We start from the raw sequence: 15,719 nt of genomic DNA, 5'->3' as shown, positions 1-15,719 counted from the left end.
AATAGATAGTGAATAGGAACTGGGGGATAAATACTATGAACGAAGATGTTTTAACAAACCAACATATTGTTAGATATGAAGAAGGTAAACTTATTGAAACAACAGATCACTATGTCACAGAATTCCCACTGACGATTATGGTCAATGGTGAAGAATTTGCAACGGTCATTTGCAGTCCAAATCATATGAAAGAATTAGTACTAGGTTTTTTAGCTTCAGAAGGTGCTATTTTAAAAAGTGATGATTTGAAATCAATCCAAATTGACGATAGTAAAGGCTTTGCACATGTCGAATTAACCAAATCACTTAATGACCGGTTTGAATATTCTACTAAACGGATGATTGCATCTTGCTGTGGTAAGAGTCGTGAATTTTATTTCCACAATGATGCTGCAATAGCTAAAACATCAATGTCTAAAATTAAACTCACCCCTCACCAAGTCCTTAACATGATGACACGTTTACAAAGTGCAAGTAAAATTTTCAAACAAACTGGTGGATTGCATAATGCTGCCATCAGTGATGGAGAGGCATTTTTTGAACATAGACAAGATATAGGTAGACATAATGCCTTAGATAAACTTTATGGTTATTGCATACAACATCATATACCTGTGCGAAATAAAGTATTAATATTTAGTGGGCGTATATCTTCCGAAATCCTTATTAAAGCTGCGAAAATTGGCGTTGGTGTGATTTTATCTAAATCCGCACCAACCACATTAGCTGTAACACTTGCCAATGATTTAAATATTACAGCAATTGGTTTTATTCGGGATGGTAATTTTAATGTTTATAGTCATCCAGAGCGCATAATATCATAATGTGTTAAACGCCCTTTACATCATAAAAATACCAAATTAAAGACAAATCTTAAGTGATGATTCACCTGAGGTTTGTTTTTTTTTATCTATTTAATGATGCGCTTTGATAAAAGTATCTACACTCATTCAAAATTAATAATGTATTTAATGTTGGATGTGGGTTAACGCTAATACTTACACAAAACATCAGCCAAATATTACACCATAAAACAGTACCTTCAGAAAATATGCATAAAAAAATGTCGACAAAGTTAATGGCTTTGTCGACAGTATAGTACGCTCACGTTGCGAGCATATTTTTTAATTAAAGTAAAAATGAGGCTTTTCAAATATCTTCTTTTACAATGTGATAACAAAAACTAATAAAAACATAACCTTGCTTCACGTACATATCTTTAGCACTATCTTCTCCATCGGCGATCAAAATCAATGGTTTGGGCATGGCTAATTCTGCAGCAAAACTTTGCATCACACTACCGACGCCTTGTCTTTGATGGCATGTTAAAACACCAAATCCATCAATTTCCACAGTTGTCTCATCTATGATCAAATCTAATATACCAGCTGGAACACCCTGCCTATATGCTATAAGACGTGTTTTAGCATCATTAATATATTGATTTTTAATCATATTTGTACTTTCTTTAACATACCCCTCACCATATGGTGCTGCAAATTGACTATGAACACTAATATAATCATCTATAGTATGCGCATCCACTACTTTAACTTCTACTTCAGAGTCTATATACTTTTTGAATTTTTGAGGTTCAATCGCATATAACTCCATGAGTCCTAATTCAAATTGCTCTTGGCTAATTAATCCTAACCATTGTTGGTCTAATGCTACGTTTTCCGGAAAAGTAAAAGTTAAATGATTAGAGTTTTGTTGCTTATGAAAATCAGTTTGTGTAGCTATATCCGCTTTCCATTGTTGAATTGAAGGCATTTGTTTATACACCCATTTATTTGCATCAAATATTAAAGGCATTTGAGGAGTTAAATAAATAGTTTTATATGCATCTTCAACGTAAACATTCCCAGGTTGGAAAATATTACTCAAAGTTATGTTCACCATCATTTCTCCTCCTCTTTGTCTCAATTAATTCTACTTAAGTAATTGCTTGAATCGACTATGGTTTAACATGATATTGCCTATTAAACTAGCAATTAGCGCTTTAATAACATCTCCTGGCATAAAGACAAAAGATAACATGATTGATTTAGAAATTGGCAAATTTGTAATAAGTCCCATTATAATCGTACCCACAACATCTAACAAAACGACACCTATCAATACAGTTGTTATTAATAATACAATAAAGTTGATCTTTTTCAAATATAAGTCTCTTACAAGACCAATAAGATATGTAATAACAGGGTACATAAATAAAAAACCTGCTGATGGTCCTGCAAAAACACCAATACCACCACGGCCACCTGATAACAATGGTAATCCAGCAACAACTAAAAGTAATAAAACAACGACACTCAATGTGCCATATTTACGACCTAATAAAATGGCAGCTAGAAATATACCGATATTTTGTAACACAATTGGTACAGGCATTATGGGTAATGGTATTGCAGGTACAAAACCTAAAACTGCAATAATAGCAGTCATTAAAGCAGTATAAACTAAATATTTCGTTGACATCATCAAACCTCCTTCGATGAAAAAATTATACCACAAATGTAAACTGTTAAAAATAAAAAGTTTACAATTTAAATTTATAATCTTTTTCTAAACAAAAAAACATGAGCTTGAGACATCTTTGCTTTGTCACACGCTCATGTTTTATTTTGGTGATATTTATTTAAATCTCTAAAATACTACTGTAAATAATAGATTATGAATTCGTTTTTAAAAATTTCTCTTTCAAATCTTTTCTCATATACTCCAATGTATAAGGGTCGTTGTACCAATAAGTTTCTGCTTGCACTTCTATAACATGATTATTTTTAACTGCAGATAAGTTGTTCCATAAATCAGTTTTTTTATAACCTGGTTTTGATTTACCCTCACTCGTGGAAACGATATAATCACCAGCATAATCCGCTAGTTTTTCTTGTTTAATTTCAGCCCAGCCTTCTTTTTTAACTAGCTCATTGAGTTTGTTAGGCATCTTTAATCCAAATGCTTGGTACATAACTTCTCCTCCACGTCCCCAGTTAGGTCCGTAAGTGTAAAGTTTTTTATCAAATTCATCAAAAATTGACACTGTTGTATCTTCACCAATTTTCGCTTTGATTGCTTCACCATCTTTTTCAGTTTGTGATTTCCATTTTTCTTCCCATTTTTTTACTTTATCTTCTTTTCCAAGTAGTTTACCTAATTGTCTTTGTTGATCTAAATATTTATGTTTACCATAATCGTAAACAACAGTCGGTGCAATTTTCTTATACTTTTTAATGTTTTTATCTGTAGAGTAAGCTACAATCAAATCTGGTTTTGTTTTTGCAACTTTTTCAACATCATTTTCTCCAACTTTTTCAACATCTTTAAATTTATCTTTTAAAATATGACTGTTATCGACTTGCTCATTGACAGCTACAATTTTACCTCCTAAATATTTTATTCCGCCTGCGTATGTAGGTGCAACAACTGCAATACGTTCAGGATTTTTAGGTATATCAATTTTCTTTCCGCTATCTAATGTATAAGCTTTTGTGTCTTCTTTGTTACTATCTGAGCCGCTTTCAGATTTTTTGCCGCAAGCTGCTAATATTAGAACCATTATAATTATTGGAAATATTAATTTTTTCATAAGTCTCCTCCATTGAAAATGATTATCATTACCATTGAATTATATAATGATTATAAAATTTGTACAATAGAAAACCTAAAATTTTTATTATTTTAAAAAATAAAAAAGGAATGAGTTAGAAAATCAACTTTAATCATTGATTTCATATACTCATTCCAATATAAATCGTTTATTCAAAGATTTCATTGACTATAAAGACAAGCCATGTTCTCGGCATTTATTTAAAGTGGCCTAATACACTATGCGCAATATTAGTATAGGCCATGTCTTCCATCGGCGGATTATGCAGACCAGCTCGCATATCTCTATAATAACGTTGCAATGGTCGTTCCATTTCTAAACTCTTAGCGCCCACAATACGCATGGCAATATCTATTACTTCTAAACCTTGATTCATCACCAACACTTTACTTGCTGAAGTTTCATTCCAAATCGGTATCTCTTGTTGTTGGTTGTATAACGCTGCAGTACTCCATAAAAAGTGGCGTGCAGACAATAGTAATGATTCCATTTTACCAACATTTTGCTGTACAGTTGAAATATCGCCAATCACACCATCAATACTTGCAGGACTATAATTTTTTGCAAAATCTACGGCATAATCTCTCGCCGCTTGTGCAATACCTAGATATGTACTAGGGATATGTAGTATCCAGCCATTAGGTTGCTTGCCACCCGCACCTCTTATTTCTACAAAATTTTCTTCTGGAATGAAAACATCATTTAAAATCAAATCGTGACTTTCAGTTGCACGCATGCCTACCATATTCCAATTGTCTGCAATCTCCACACCAGGCGTATCTTCAGATATCAAGAAAAAACCAACAGTATCAATTTCTTCATAATAGGCACTTACAATAAAATGGCTTAATCTTCTACTCATTGAAGTAAAGGTTTTGACCCCATTAATCACAAAACCGTTATCTTTTTTTATTGCATGTGTAGCAGGTCTTGCGCCGCGTGTAGGACTACCTGTTTCGGCTTCACTGACAGCTCTGTTAACTAATGCACCTTTTTTCACTTCTACTGCAAAGCGCTCTAGCATATCTTGTTCCCAAGCATGTTGTTCATATAATTGCCCAACAACACTAAGGTGCCAGCCAACTGAAAGTGCAGTCGCACCATCTATTGCTCCTAAATATGTCTGTAGTACAACCATATCTTCAACAGTCGCACCGTCACCACCATATGCTTTAGGTAACGTTAATAACGTATAACCTTCTTTTACCAACCAATCAATATTTTCATATGGAAATCTTGAATGTTTATCATTATAATCAGCTTTTTCTTTAAACTGCGCTTTGATTGAATCAAATTTATCTATCCACTTTTTTTGTATCTCTGTATGTATTAATGCAGAATAATTCACAGTGTCCACCTCATTTTAGACTTTTCTCTATTAAACTTAGTGTAACACTCGCTTATAACGAATAAAAGCTATTAGATTACAAAATCTTACTTTACCGATAAGGATTAATGTGATACTTTGTGCGTATTGATATTCTGGGGGTTTAAAATGATTACAGTTGAACATTTAATACATAAATATAAAAATCATACTGTTCTTAATGGCGTTAGCTTTTCACAAAATAAGGGAACTGTGACTGCTATCATCGGTCCAAGTGGATCAGGTAAAACAACGCTACTTAGAACATTGAACGTGTTAGCGATACCAAAATCAGGTACAATTCAAATTGGTAATCAAAATTTTGTCGCCGATAAACATTCAAAAAAAGATATTTCACAGTTAAGAAAGAAATCTGCGATGGTGTTTCAAAACTATAATTTATTCAAAAACAAAACAATTCTTGAAAACATTACAGTTGGCTTGATACATGGTAAAAAAATGCCTGCTAAACAGGCAAATGAAATGGCCATTTCTTATTTAGAGCGTTTTAATTTATTAAACCAAAAAGATAAATATCCTTCACAACTATCTGGTGGTCAAAGTCAACGCATAGGAATCATACGTGCCTTAGCGCTTAATCCAGAAGTACTGCTATTAGATGAACCTACGTCTGCGTTAGATCCTGAATCAATTCAAGGCGTATTGTCACTTATCAAATCTATTGCACAAGAAGGCATGACCATGGTAATCGTCACTCATGAAATACAATTTGCTAAAGCAATTGCAGATCAAATTCTATTTATAGATGAAGGTAAAATATTGAAACAAGGTACACCACAATCAGTTTTAGAATCTTCTGATTCTAAAAGAATTAATCGTTTTTTAAACACCGTAGAAATGGAGCGTGACTTATTATGAAAAATAATAAGTTACGCATTTTAATCATTTCATTGTTGATTACGGTTTTATTTAGTGGATGTAGTCAAACACAAGAATCCTCAAGTCATAATAATAAAAAAGAAATCAAAGTAGCAATTTCTGCAGAAGTTAATCCGCCTTATTTGTATACAAATAAACAAAATGAGTTTGCCGGTTTGGATATAGACTACCTAAAACTATTAGAAAAAAAGTTACCGCAATATCAGTTTAACTATGAAGTTGGCGAAGAAGAATCTAATCTTGTAGGCATTGGCGCTGGAAAGTTTGATATGGGAATTAACTGGTTTTTCAAAACGCCTGAACGCGAAAAACAATTTCTCTATCAAGACGTTCCTTATAGTTACGCATTGCCTTTAATTGTTGTTCATAGAAATAATTCTGATATACATTCACTCAATGACTTACCTGATAAAAAATTAACACCAATGGCACCGAGTGGCGGATTATACTCTATATTATCTCAGTATAATAATTCACATTCTCCAAAAATTGATATCGATACTATTCAAGAACCTTCTAACGGGGACAATTTAAAAATGGTTAGCAATAACAGACGTGATGCCATGATTTTAAACTGGAACACTTACAATGCGATTCAAAAACAAATCAATGCTGATGTTAAAATTGGCGGAATTATAAAAAAAGAATCATTGCATATTGTCTATAATAAAAAGCATCAAAAATTGCATGACGATATTGATCAAGCTACTCAAGAACTGATAGATGAAGGTGAATTACAAAAACTTTCTGAAAAATATTTTGATATCAATGTATTTGATGATTTGGATGAAATAAACAAGCAAAAAGATAAATTGGAGGTACAATCATGACAAATTCTGTTAACTGGGGTGATTTATTCGGCCAAGTTTTACAACAATTACCCATAACACTATTCATCTTTATATTGTCACTCTTTTTTGCCTTAATACTTGGGTGCTTATTAGCAACCATCCGTATCAAAAAAGTAAAAGTATTATCACCTATCGTCCGTATTTATCTGTCTTTTATTCGAAGTACACCTTTAATTTTACAACTTTTTTTGGCATATTTTGCTTTGCCGCAATTATTATTATTCATCCAAATCGATATCAATCATTTTAGCAGACTGTTTTTTGTAATTTTAGCGTTCACATTGCATACGGGTGCTTATCTTTCAGAGATTATACGGGCAGGATACCAATCAGTAGACTATAGCCAAATTGAAGCAGGACTATCTGTCGGTTTATCTTACCCACGGATTTTAGTAGATATTATAATTCCACAAGCGTTACGCAACAGTATTCCAAACTTGACGACACAAGTGATTGAACTAATTAAAGACACATCTTTAGCTTTTACAATTGGGATTATTGATATGATGGGACAAGTTAAATTAATTATTGGAAATAACTATGGACTAGGTATGTTAGAAGTTTATGTCGTCATATCTATTATTTACTGGATAATCGCTCTTATCATACAAACTATATTTGCACTCATCAATAAACGAGCCCAAAAACCATATCGTGTCTAAGGAGGTAATACTTTGTCATTTATACTTTATACTGTTTCAGAAGTGCTTAAGGGTGTACCAAATACAATTATTATTTCAATTGTAGCAATGATCGTAGGTTTAATTATCGGCACACTATTTGCTTTTATTCAAACTAAAAATGTTCCAATTCTCTCTCAAATTATAGTGATATATAATTCTTTTTTTAGAAGCACACCACTTATAGTCCAATTATTTATTATGTATTATGGCATACCAAAATTAGTGATTTGGAGTAATGCACAATTTACATTGACAATTAATCCTGATATTTTCTCACCATTAGTTATTGCATTTATTGTGTTTTCCTTACATGCTGTTGCATATTTGTCAGAATCTATTAAAGGGGGATTACTTTCAGTCGATACCGATCAAATTGAAGCTGCTCAAACTGTAGGACTTTCAACAATTAGAACTTACAAAGAAATTATATTACCGCAAGCATTCAGCTATGCGCTTCCCAATATTGAAAATCAATTTATAATGCTTATCAAAGGAACTTCTCTAGCATTCGCAGTACAAGTTACTGAGATTATGGCAGTTAGTCATGTTATTGCAAATGAAGGTTATCGTTTTATAACTGTATATAGTATAGCAGCAATATTTTATTGGTTACTTGCCATAGTACTAGAATTGTTATTTTCTAAAGTTGAAAACCGTTCAGCACAATATATGACTTCAAAAACCACAGCATAAATCACAATAGAACAAAATCATTTTCATATAGACACTTATTTAAATTTTCTGTTTTATCGATTTCCAAAACTCCATGTGCTTATCTATAATTTTAACCTTGACACATGTATACAAAACGACTTATTTTTTACAGTTAATATAATAGTTAGTCGTATGTACTGAACATTTATGATGCGTTTTCTTTTCAATCTCACAGTGACAAAAAATCAGCACTCAATATAAAATATGAGTATCAAAAAGGCCCGTAACTACATTATTTCAAAATGTAGTTACGGGCCTTGATATTGATATGGACGTTCCAGTCTTTTTAAGTTTTCATTTATTCCTATAACATTGTCTTTAATAGCTACATTGCTAAACTTTCGGCATACTGTCTTTTTCTTTTATAATAATTCTTAACCTTTTTAGGCATTCTACCATTTTGTAATTCATCTTTAGTTATAATAGGATAATTTTTGAACACAATAGATCCTAAGTAACCACAAACAGCACTTCCTATTGCACATAATAATGCAACGATAATCACAGTCAATGCATTATTAAAGCCAAACATCACCATTAAACCTGCAATTGGCGTTGCAGTGCCTGTTGCTTCATTAACAAGTCCAAACATAGCAATAATAACGCCCGATACAGCACCGCCTACAAAATTTGTAGCATAAACAGGAATTGGATTGGCAGTAACGATATCTGCTTGTGATAACGGCTCAATAGCCACAGAAATCGTTGTTTTACGATCACCGAACTTCATTCGTTTAAACAAAACAAAATTCATAAACGATGATCCAAAAACTGCCAATGCACCAATTGCCATTGGTGTTCCTGTAAGTCCTAATAACGCAGTCAATGCCATTGAGCTTAAAGGTGCAGTTGCTACAACTGTTATAATACCCCCTAGCACTATCCCCATTAGTACTGGGCTTGAAGTTGTCGAATCTTTAATGATATTACCTATTTGCAATAATGTCGCATCTACAACAGGTGCTACACCAATTGCAATAATTCGTGTGATAGGTGCAATGATAATAATTGAACCTATTAAATCCAAACCATCGGGAAATTTTTGTTCTATCCATTTCATACCAAAACTGGCTATGTAACCTGCGACAAAACCTGGTAGTAAATCCATGTTACCGCATGCAACGGCAATAACAAATGCATATACAGGAGAAACGCCCATTGCTAAAGCAACTAAACCAGCAGCAGCAACCCCGCCTAAGCCACCTGCCGCTTCACCTAACTGGCCTAAAAATGGAATTCCCATTAAATCTCCACCTACATATTTATGAAAGGCTTCGACTAAAAAAGAAGCAATTGCAGCATTTGCTAGCGCTCCCATTGCTTTTCCACCATTTGGTGCCTTACTTGTAAAAAGTGTAAACAAACATAAAACAATACCTAAAAATATAACCCCTAAAAGTAAATTCATAAAAACACCCTTCTAATATTTGTATGCGCTTTCATTTAACAAATATTAGTATATCACATTTAATGTTTTACTCAAATAATATTTTGGTTCAATATATAATTAATAAAATAAAATTACACTTTTCAGAATATTCGTTTTTTTATATATGTAACACGACTCATTTTCAAAAGTGAGTTACTTTAAGTAGTCTTGTAATGTTTTTATCATATGTTCAATTTTCTGACGTTGTGTTTCATTTATATATACAACAACTGTACGTTCGTCAATATCACTTCTCTTTTTACTCAAATAACCCATTTTAATTAATTTTTGCAAAGCTTTCGTTAAGTAGTACGGTTTTAACTCTGAATATTGCGCAATTTCTTTTGCGGTAACCTCATAAGATTGACACTCATGTATATAATTCAAAATAAATATTTCTTCATAATTTAATTTGTGATATTTCTTAGTTTCTTTGAAAAACTGTTTCCCTTTTTGATACAAAGTTATTAATTCGTTTAGTTCACTTAATTCTTTTAATTTTTCCATAAAACCACTCCTTATGTTTTTTCATGTTGTTAATATATTTCAATGTGTGCCTGTCTTTATGTAATATAATTTTATCCTATTTATGCTATTGAATTCAATATGGCTTACTATGAAAAATATTAGGTTTTACTACTATTTTTTTAATATCACTTTTTATTATTAAAATTTAGTGCTACATATATCCTTTTTGTTACTAAAAATTCACTAATAGCTTATATAAATTTTTAAAATTATTAGCATTTGCTTTTAATTTAATAAATTGAAGATCACTAAAACCAACTAAAAATACTTCGGCATATCTAATAATAAGCATTGTTATATACGTCAACCAAACAACTATATTAACCAAACAAACTGCCTAATGTCATGGAGCTATGTTGTAGCACTCTCTCATTATAAACACATAAATATCAAATTATCATTTTCAAAGTGTAATGTCGTTTTTAAAACGAAATGTTTCAATTATCACTATTTACAAGTAATTTCCTCATAAAAAATCTGTATAAAAAAACAACTTGAGACATTTATTAAAGTCCCAAGTTGTGTTAATTTTCATTTCTTATTATTCTTTATTTAAAAAGAAACACTTTATCATATTGATATCTAGACGATACCTTAATAAATAATTATTTCTTTTTACAATCTAACGTATCTAATAAGCTAAGCGCTGCTAATCCTGTTAAATCAAGTGCATGTTTTGCACCTGCTTTACCATGTCCAGCTTCAAAGTGTTTATACGCTGCTACACCTAGCACAGTAATCGTCATTAACGAAGCAATACGTGATAATCTTTTACTTGCAAAGCTTAGCACGAAAAATACTGCACTTAATGATTCTAAAGCACCAGCTAAAGGTACTGCATTTGCAGGTAAATTAAATACTTCAGTAAAAGTATCTTTCATAGATTTGTCACCTTTTAATTTTGGTTTCGCTGCACCATATAATTCTTTTGCTAATTTTAAATTTGTTAAATAACGTAATATCATTTTTACTCTCCTTCTATTTGTTTTCAAAATATTTATCTACAATAGGTTTTACCCGCTCACCCAATAATTTAATGGTGTTTATTGTATGCTCATGTGGCATTGAACCTACAGGTGTATGCAACATAAAGCGAGATAAACCTAGTGTTTCAACAGTTTCAATAATTTTATTAGCCACAGTTTCCGGACTTCCAACATATAATGCACCATTCGGGCCTGCTTCACGAATGAAACTATTTTCATCATATAGTGGCCAGCCACGTTCCTTAGCTAATACATCATGGCTTGCTTTTACTGAAGGGAAAAATTCACAAAAAGCTTGTTCATCCGTTTCAGCAATATACCCCCAAGAATGCGTAGCAATCGGTAATTCTTTCACATCATGACCATAGGATTCGGCTATCGATTTATACATATCAATATTTCTGCGGAATCTTTTGGGGTCACCGCCAATTATAGCATAAGTGATGGGTAATCCTAATGCTCCTGCTTTCAATGAAGATTCAGGTGTTCCACCTGTAGCTATAGAAATAGGTAAAATACCATGCTCAACTCTAGGATAGACACCTAAATTTTGTATATTGGGTCTCAGTTGACCGGTCCAATTTACAATTTCATTTTGATTAATTTGCATTAATAATTCAATCTTTTCATTAAATAATTGTTCATAATCATTTAAGTTATACCCAAATAGTGGAAATGATTCTATAAATGAACCTCTTCCTACCATTATTTCGGCACGACCATTTGAAATTGCATTTAATGTTGAGAACCTTTCATAAACTCTTACAGGATCATCTGAGGATAGCACAGTTACAGCACTACTCAATTTAATTTGCTTTGTATTTCTAGACGCTGCAGCTAAGACTGTAACAGGATCAGAAACGGCATAATCAGGTCGATGATGCTCTCCTAACCCATAAACATCAAGACCATAGTCATCTGCAATTTCAATCTCTTCTATGATATTTCTTATTCTCTGAGCATTGCTAATTGCAGATGTTTTACCTTTATCGGTGAAAATTTCACTATTATCAGCAAATGATGTTAAGCCAATCTCAATTTTCATTAATTCACCTCGCTTAACAAGTATATTTTTTATACTCATTATCTTAAAACCTTTCAAATAAACTGTCAATAGCATTGCTCATGAACATTACAGCCGTATTTGTATAAATTACTCTCAATTCTTTCAAAAAATAAATAATCTCTAACTTTAGAAAATAATATATTATTTAAATAACTAAATTTTAGCATTTATTAGCATTTGTAATTTTCTGTTATTTTACAGATTTGTAATAAATTAGAGTGCAAGATTACACATGAAATCATTAAAATGTGATAACAATGGGCGCTGAGAACTATATAAAACTAATGTTATTTGTTACATCTAACGATTAATTATTAGAGTTAAATTACAAAATGATAACATTGCACACAAACCGACCATTATCTGATAAAGTATTGCTTGTCGTTAAAAAACAACGAAAAAAAATATTTTAAACTATTGTCATTTAGAGACTGAGATAATAAATTAAATGCTTTATCATTATTAGGAGGATATTTTACAATGAAAAAAATCGCTACAGCTACAATCGCTACTGCAGGAATCGCTACTTTCGCATTTGCACAAAACGAAGCAGATGCTGCTGAAAATAATAATGGTTATAACCCTAATGACCCAACTTCTTATAGCTATTCATATACAATAGATCAACAAGGTAATTACCACTACACTTGGCAAGGTAATTGGAATCCAAGCCAAGCAGACCAAGCTCATTCAAATAACAATGGCTATGCAAGTAATGGTCAAAGCAGTAATTATGGTTCTACATATGGTAACGCTACTCAATCATATACAGCTAATAATAATACAACTGGTGGCGGTGGAGCTGCTTCAAATTCAACTTCAGACCGTAACATCAAAGTAACTACAACAAGCGCGCCATCAAGTTCATCAAGTTCTATTTCTAGCACTTCAGGTTCTTCTAACAACCTATATACTTCTGGCCAATGTACTTATTATGTATTTGATAAAGTCGGTGGTAAAATCGGTTCAACTTGGGGTAACGCTAACAACTGGGCAAGCGCTGCAGCTGCTTCAGGTTACACAGTAAACAATTCACCTTCACAAGGTTCAATCTTACAATCTTCAACTGGTGCTATGGGACACGTAGCATATGTTGAAAGTGTAAACAGCGACGGTTCAATCCGTGTATCTGAAATGAACTATGGTCAAGGTCCTGGTGTTGTTACTTCACGTACAATTTCAGCTAGCCAAGCTTCAAGCTATAACTACATTCACTAAATGTTAGCACATAAAAATAGCTAGACATAATCAAGCAGCAATTTCTATTGAAACGATATAGAAATTGCTGCTTTTTTATTTCACTTTTAGATTTTAACTGGATAATATCACTTACAATTATTCTAGATATATTTAATTAGTATTGTTTTTTCTAATACATACCAATATTAGCGATTTTGCAAAGTGATACGGACTTAGAAGTTATATGAAATTTATATAGTGTGTATAATTACTAAGTTGGAAACCTGTATTTTATCACAATCCAGCTACATCAACGATCATCAACACATACGCTTTAAAATATTAAAAAACATACTAAGATTAGTTTTGAAGCGATCTTAGTATGTTTCATATCATCTTAGATGACTGGAACTTAGGTCACCATTTGGTACTTTTATCAATTCTAGTCATCTTTTATGTACACTTTTAAAGTGATAAATCTTCAATGATGCATCAGCTTATATCTAAAATTAGCAATATAATACTCACTTGTATCATTGTAAAAATAACATGACTACCATCATAGGTTAATTTAATTTAGAGAATTAAAACCATTTAAATTATGGTTTATGCAAGTATAACTATACATATACCATTTGTGTATTGTTAACATAAATCGGCTTTATACTGTACCATCGCTACAATATACAATATAAAACCGACTATAAAATAGATAATAGAAGGATATTTAAAATCTTTACCTATATTGAAATATTGATGTATTCCTATAACATAAAGTAATATCGCTACAATAATTACTAAATTCAATACGGAACCACCTCATCCATAGTTTTGTTTAGCCGAATTAGCTATCTCATAAACATATTATTAATAATTCCACTTAAATCTATCTAAAAAAGTAGTAATATAAACAAGATTGCAACTTGAAAACATTACTACTTTTTTCTTAATTTATTATCACAATGATACTATGTTACTTTTATTCTTCGCTAACTTTAGCTTTCTTGATGCCAATACCACTAAATCCATAAAATATTGCAAAAAAGACACATAAATAACACGGCACTGCCCAAATAAAGAATTGATCGACAGAAACGCCTAATTGTTGGGTATAATAAATACCAGATGTTCCCCAAGGTATCAATGGTATAATCATTGTACCTGAATCTTCCAATGTTCTAGATAGATTTGAACGATCCAAGCCCATTTTATTATACATATCCATCATTAATACACCAACCATGATTATCACTACAGAAGCAACGCCTGCAGCTAACACCATCATTAATCCACCTACAACTGTAGCAAGAATTAAAGTCCCTACAGAATTAATATTACTAGATATTTTCTTCAAGATTACATCTAAACATCCTGCTTTTTCCACAATACCAGCAAAAGCATAGCCACAAAAGATTGTGACTACAATTTCTGTCATACTCATCATACCGCCCTGTTCTATTAAATTAATCGCTTTTTCGGATAATGAGCCATGTAAATTTGGTACCATACTTTTATTAAAACCATCAAATGTTGCTTTAAAGCCATCTGTCACTTTAAAACCATTATTAAATGCACCGATAACAATCGCACTGACACTAGAGATTAACATCGATGGCACTGTTGAAATTTTAAACAACAAGCATACAATAATAATGATTAACGGTAACCATACGAAAAAGTTAATGTTATAAATCGTTGATAGTTCCTTAAGCATCGCATTAACTTGTGAAGTATTCGCATTACCTTTAAATTGTAAACCGGCAAAATACCACACAATTAATCCGATGATAGACGCTGGAACCGTTGTCCATATCATCGCTCTTATATGCGAGAAGATATTCACCTTAGTAACTAGTGCTGCTAAATTAGTCGTGTCTGATAGTGGTGACATCTTATCACCAAAAACTGCACCTGCAATAATCGCACCTGCTGCCATACCAGCTGGAATATTTAATTGTGCACTTATCGCCATCAGCGCTATACCTGCTGTAGATGCTGACCCCCACGCAGTACCAGTAGCAACTGATGTAATTGCACAAATAATAAATGCGGATACTAAAAACAGATTAGGATTTAAAAATTCTAAGCCATAATAAATCAGTGCAGGTACTGTTCCCGAATACATCCAAGTACCCACAATAATACCTACAGATAATATAATATATATCGCTGGCATAGCAGTCGCTAAACGATTAGTAATCCCTTCTTCTAAATCTTTCCATTTTAGACCTACGCGTCTCGCAATAATTGCAGCATAAGCTGAAGAAAGAATAAGTAATGCTTGAATTGGAATATCAAACACAACAAAACCAGTTATTACAATAATAATCATCACTATGATTGTTGAAATAGATTCTAAAAAAGTTGGTTGTCTTTTCATACACATTTCCCCTTATTTATATGA

At 32.1% G+C, this 15,719-nt stretch carries 16 protein-coding genes; 6 read left to right on the top strand and 10 right to left on the bottom strand.

Features of this window, described 5'->3' with window-relative positions:
- Positions 1 to 35: 35 nt before the first annotated feature.
- The gene (gene fdhD, locus JG554_RS03305) at positions 36 to 824 is read left to right on the top strand and encodes a formate dehydrogenase accessory sulfurtransferase FdhD (RefSeq protein WP_070037618.1); all 789 of its coding nucleotides are present in this window, start codon (positions 36 to 38) and stop codon (positions 822 to 824) included.
- Between the two features lie 325 nt (positions 825 to 1,149).
- Here the strand turns inward: fdhD and JG554_RS03300 are convergent, their stop codons facing one another.
- The 4 genes from JG554_RS03300 to JG554_RS03285 form a co-directional block, all read right to left on the bottom strand.
- Positions 1,150 to 1,902: a GNAT family N-acetyltransferase gene (locus tag JG554_RS03300; protein WP_046208458.1), complete on the bottom strand. Its 753-nt coding sequence runs from the start codon at positions 1,900 to 1,902 to the stop codon at positions 1,150 to 1,152.
- 30 nt (positions 1,903 to 1,932) lie between these two features.
- Positions 1,933 to 2,481: a biotin transporter BioY gene (locus JG554_RS03295; protein WP_046208459.1), complete on the bottom strand. Its 549-nt coding sequence runs from the start codon at positions 2,479 to 2,481 to the stop codon at positions 1,933 to 1,935.
- 193 nt (positions 2,482 to 2,674) lie between these two features.
- Positions 2,675 to 3,592 (bottom strand): ABC transporter substrate-binding protein, encoded by a 918-nt coding sequence (locus JG554_RS03290; RefSeq protein ID WP_046208460.1) that lies wholly within the window; start codon positions 3,590 to 3,592, stop codon positions 2,675 to 2,677.
- 217 nt (positions 3,593 to 3,809) lie between these two features.
- Positions 3,810 to 4,961 carry an acyl-CoA dehydrogenase family protein gene (locus tag JG554_RS03285; RefSeq protein WP_070037615.1) on the bottom strand — a complete coding sequence of 384 codons (1,152 nt, stop codon included), beginning with the start codon at positions 4,959 to 4,961 and terminating at the stop codon, positions 3,810 to 3,812.
- A gap of 147 nt (positions 4,962 to 5,108) precedes the next feature.
- Here JG554_RS03285 and JG554_RS03280 point away from each other — a divergent pair, with 147 nt between their 5' ends.
- From JG554_RS03280 to JG554_RS03265, 4 genes are read left to right on the top strand one after another with little or no spacing between them, the layout of a single operon-like run.
- The gene (locus tag JG554_RS03280) at positions 5,109 to 5,858 is read left to right on the top strand and encodes an amino acid ABC transporter ATP-binding protein (protein WP_070037612.1); all 750 of its coding nucleotides are present in this window, start codon (positions 5,109 to 5,111) and stop codon (positions 5,856 to 5,858) included.
- Complete coding sequence (locus JG554_RS03275; RefSeq protein WP_070037609.1) at positions 5,855 to 6,709, top strand: amino acid ABC transporter substrate-binding protein; 855 nt, start codon at positions 5,855 to 5,857, stop codon at positions 6,707 to 6,709. Before JG554_RS03280 ends, JG554_RS03275 begins: the two co-directional genes overlap by 4 nt.
- Positions 6,706 to 7,392 (top strand): amino acid ABC transporter permease, encoded by a 687-nt coding sequence (locus JG554_RS03270; RefSeq protein ID WP_046208464.1) that lies wholly within the window; start codon positions 6,706 to 6,708, stop codon positions 7,390 to 7,392. The genes JG554_RS03275 and JG554_RS03270 overlap by 4 nt, the downstream gene beginning before the upstream one ends.
- A gap of 12 nt (positions 7,393 to 7,404) precedes the next feature.
- Positions 7,405 to 8,106 (top strand): amino acid ABC transporter permease, encoded by a 702-nt coding sequence (locus JG554_RS03265; RefSeq protein WP_070037605.1) that lies wholly within the window; start codon positions 7,405 to 7,407, stop codon positions 8,104 to 8,106.
- 346 nt (positions 8,107 to 8,452) lie between these two features.
- Here the strand turns inward: JG554_RS03265 and JG554_RS03260 are convergent, their stop codons facing one another.
- From JG554_RS03260 to JG554_RS03245, 4 genes are all read right to left on the bottom strand, one after another.
- Complete coding sequence (locus JG554_RS03260) at positions 8,453 to 9,535, bottom strand: PTS sugar transporter subunit IIC (RefSeq protein ID WP_046208466.1); 1,083 nt, start codon at positions 9,533 to 9,535, stop codon at positions 8,453 to 8,455.
- A gap of 174 nt (positions 9,536 to 9,709) precedes the next feature.
- Positions 9,710 to 10,063: a transcriptional regulator, SarA/Rot family gene (locus tag JG554_RS03255; RefSeq protein ID WP_046208467.1), complete on the bottom strand. Its 354-nt coding sequence runs from the start codon at positions 10,061 to 10,063 to the stop codon at positions 9,710 to 9,712.
- A gap of 626 nt (positions 10,064 to 10,689) precedes the next feature.
- Complete coding sequence (locus JG554_RS03250; protein WP_046208468.1) at positions 10,690 to 11,049, bottom strand: DoxX family protein; 360 nt, start codon at positions 11,047 to 11,049, stop codon at positions 10,690 to 10,692.
- Between the two features lie 13 nt (positions 11,050 to 11,062).
- Positions 11,063 to 12,115, bottom strand: a complete 1,053-nt coding sequence (locus JG554_RS03245; RefSeq protein WP_107360038.1) for an LLM class flavin-dependent oxidoreductase — start codon at positions 12,113 to 12,115, stop codon at positions 11,063 to 11,065.
- Positions 12,116 to 12,616: 501 nt separating this feature from the next.
- Here JG554_RS03245 and JG554_RS03240 point away from each other — a divergent pair.
- Positions 12,617 to 13,354 carry a CHAP domain-containing protein gene (locus JG554_RS03240; RefSeq protein ID WP_046208469.1) on the top strand — a complete coding sequence of 246 codons (738 nt, stop codon included), beginning with the start codon at positions 12,617 to 12,619 and terminating at the stop codon, positions 13,352 to 13,354.
- A gap of 606 nt (positions 13,355 to 13,960) precedes the next feature.
- On the opposite strand, the gene JG554_RS03235 is transcribed toward JG554_RS03240, so the two are convergent.
- Together JG554_RS03235 and nhaC are read right to left on the bottom strand one after the other, a co-directional pair.
- A complete protein-coding gene (locus tag JG554_RS03235; protein WP_155390677.1) occupies positions 13,961 to 14,122 on the bottom strand; it encodes a hypothetical protein in 162 nt (53 codons plus the stop codon).
- Positions 14,123 to 14,294: 172 nt separating this feature from the next.
- The gene (gene nhaC, locus JG554_RS03230; RefSeq protein WP_046208470.1) at positions 14,295 to 15,695 is read right to left on the bottom strand and encodes a Na+/H+ antiporter NhaC; all 1,401 of its coding nucleotides are present in this window, start codon (positions 15,693 to 15,695) and stop codon (positions 14,295 to 14,297) included.
- Positions 15,696 to 15,719: the final 24 nt, after the last annotated feature.

Origin of the sequence: Staphylococcus sp. 11-B-312 (assembly GCF_016743055.1) — a bacterium.
In the GTDB taxonomy this organism is placed as follows: Bacteria; Bacillota; Bacilli; order Staphylococcales; family Staphylococcaceae; genus Staphylococcus; species Staphylococcus ureilyticus.
The sequence above is the reverse complement of the archived record's forward strand: the minus strand, read 5'-3'. Positions and strand labels throughout refer to the sequence as shown.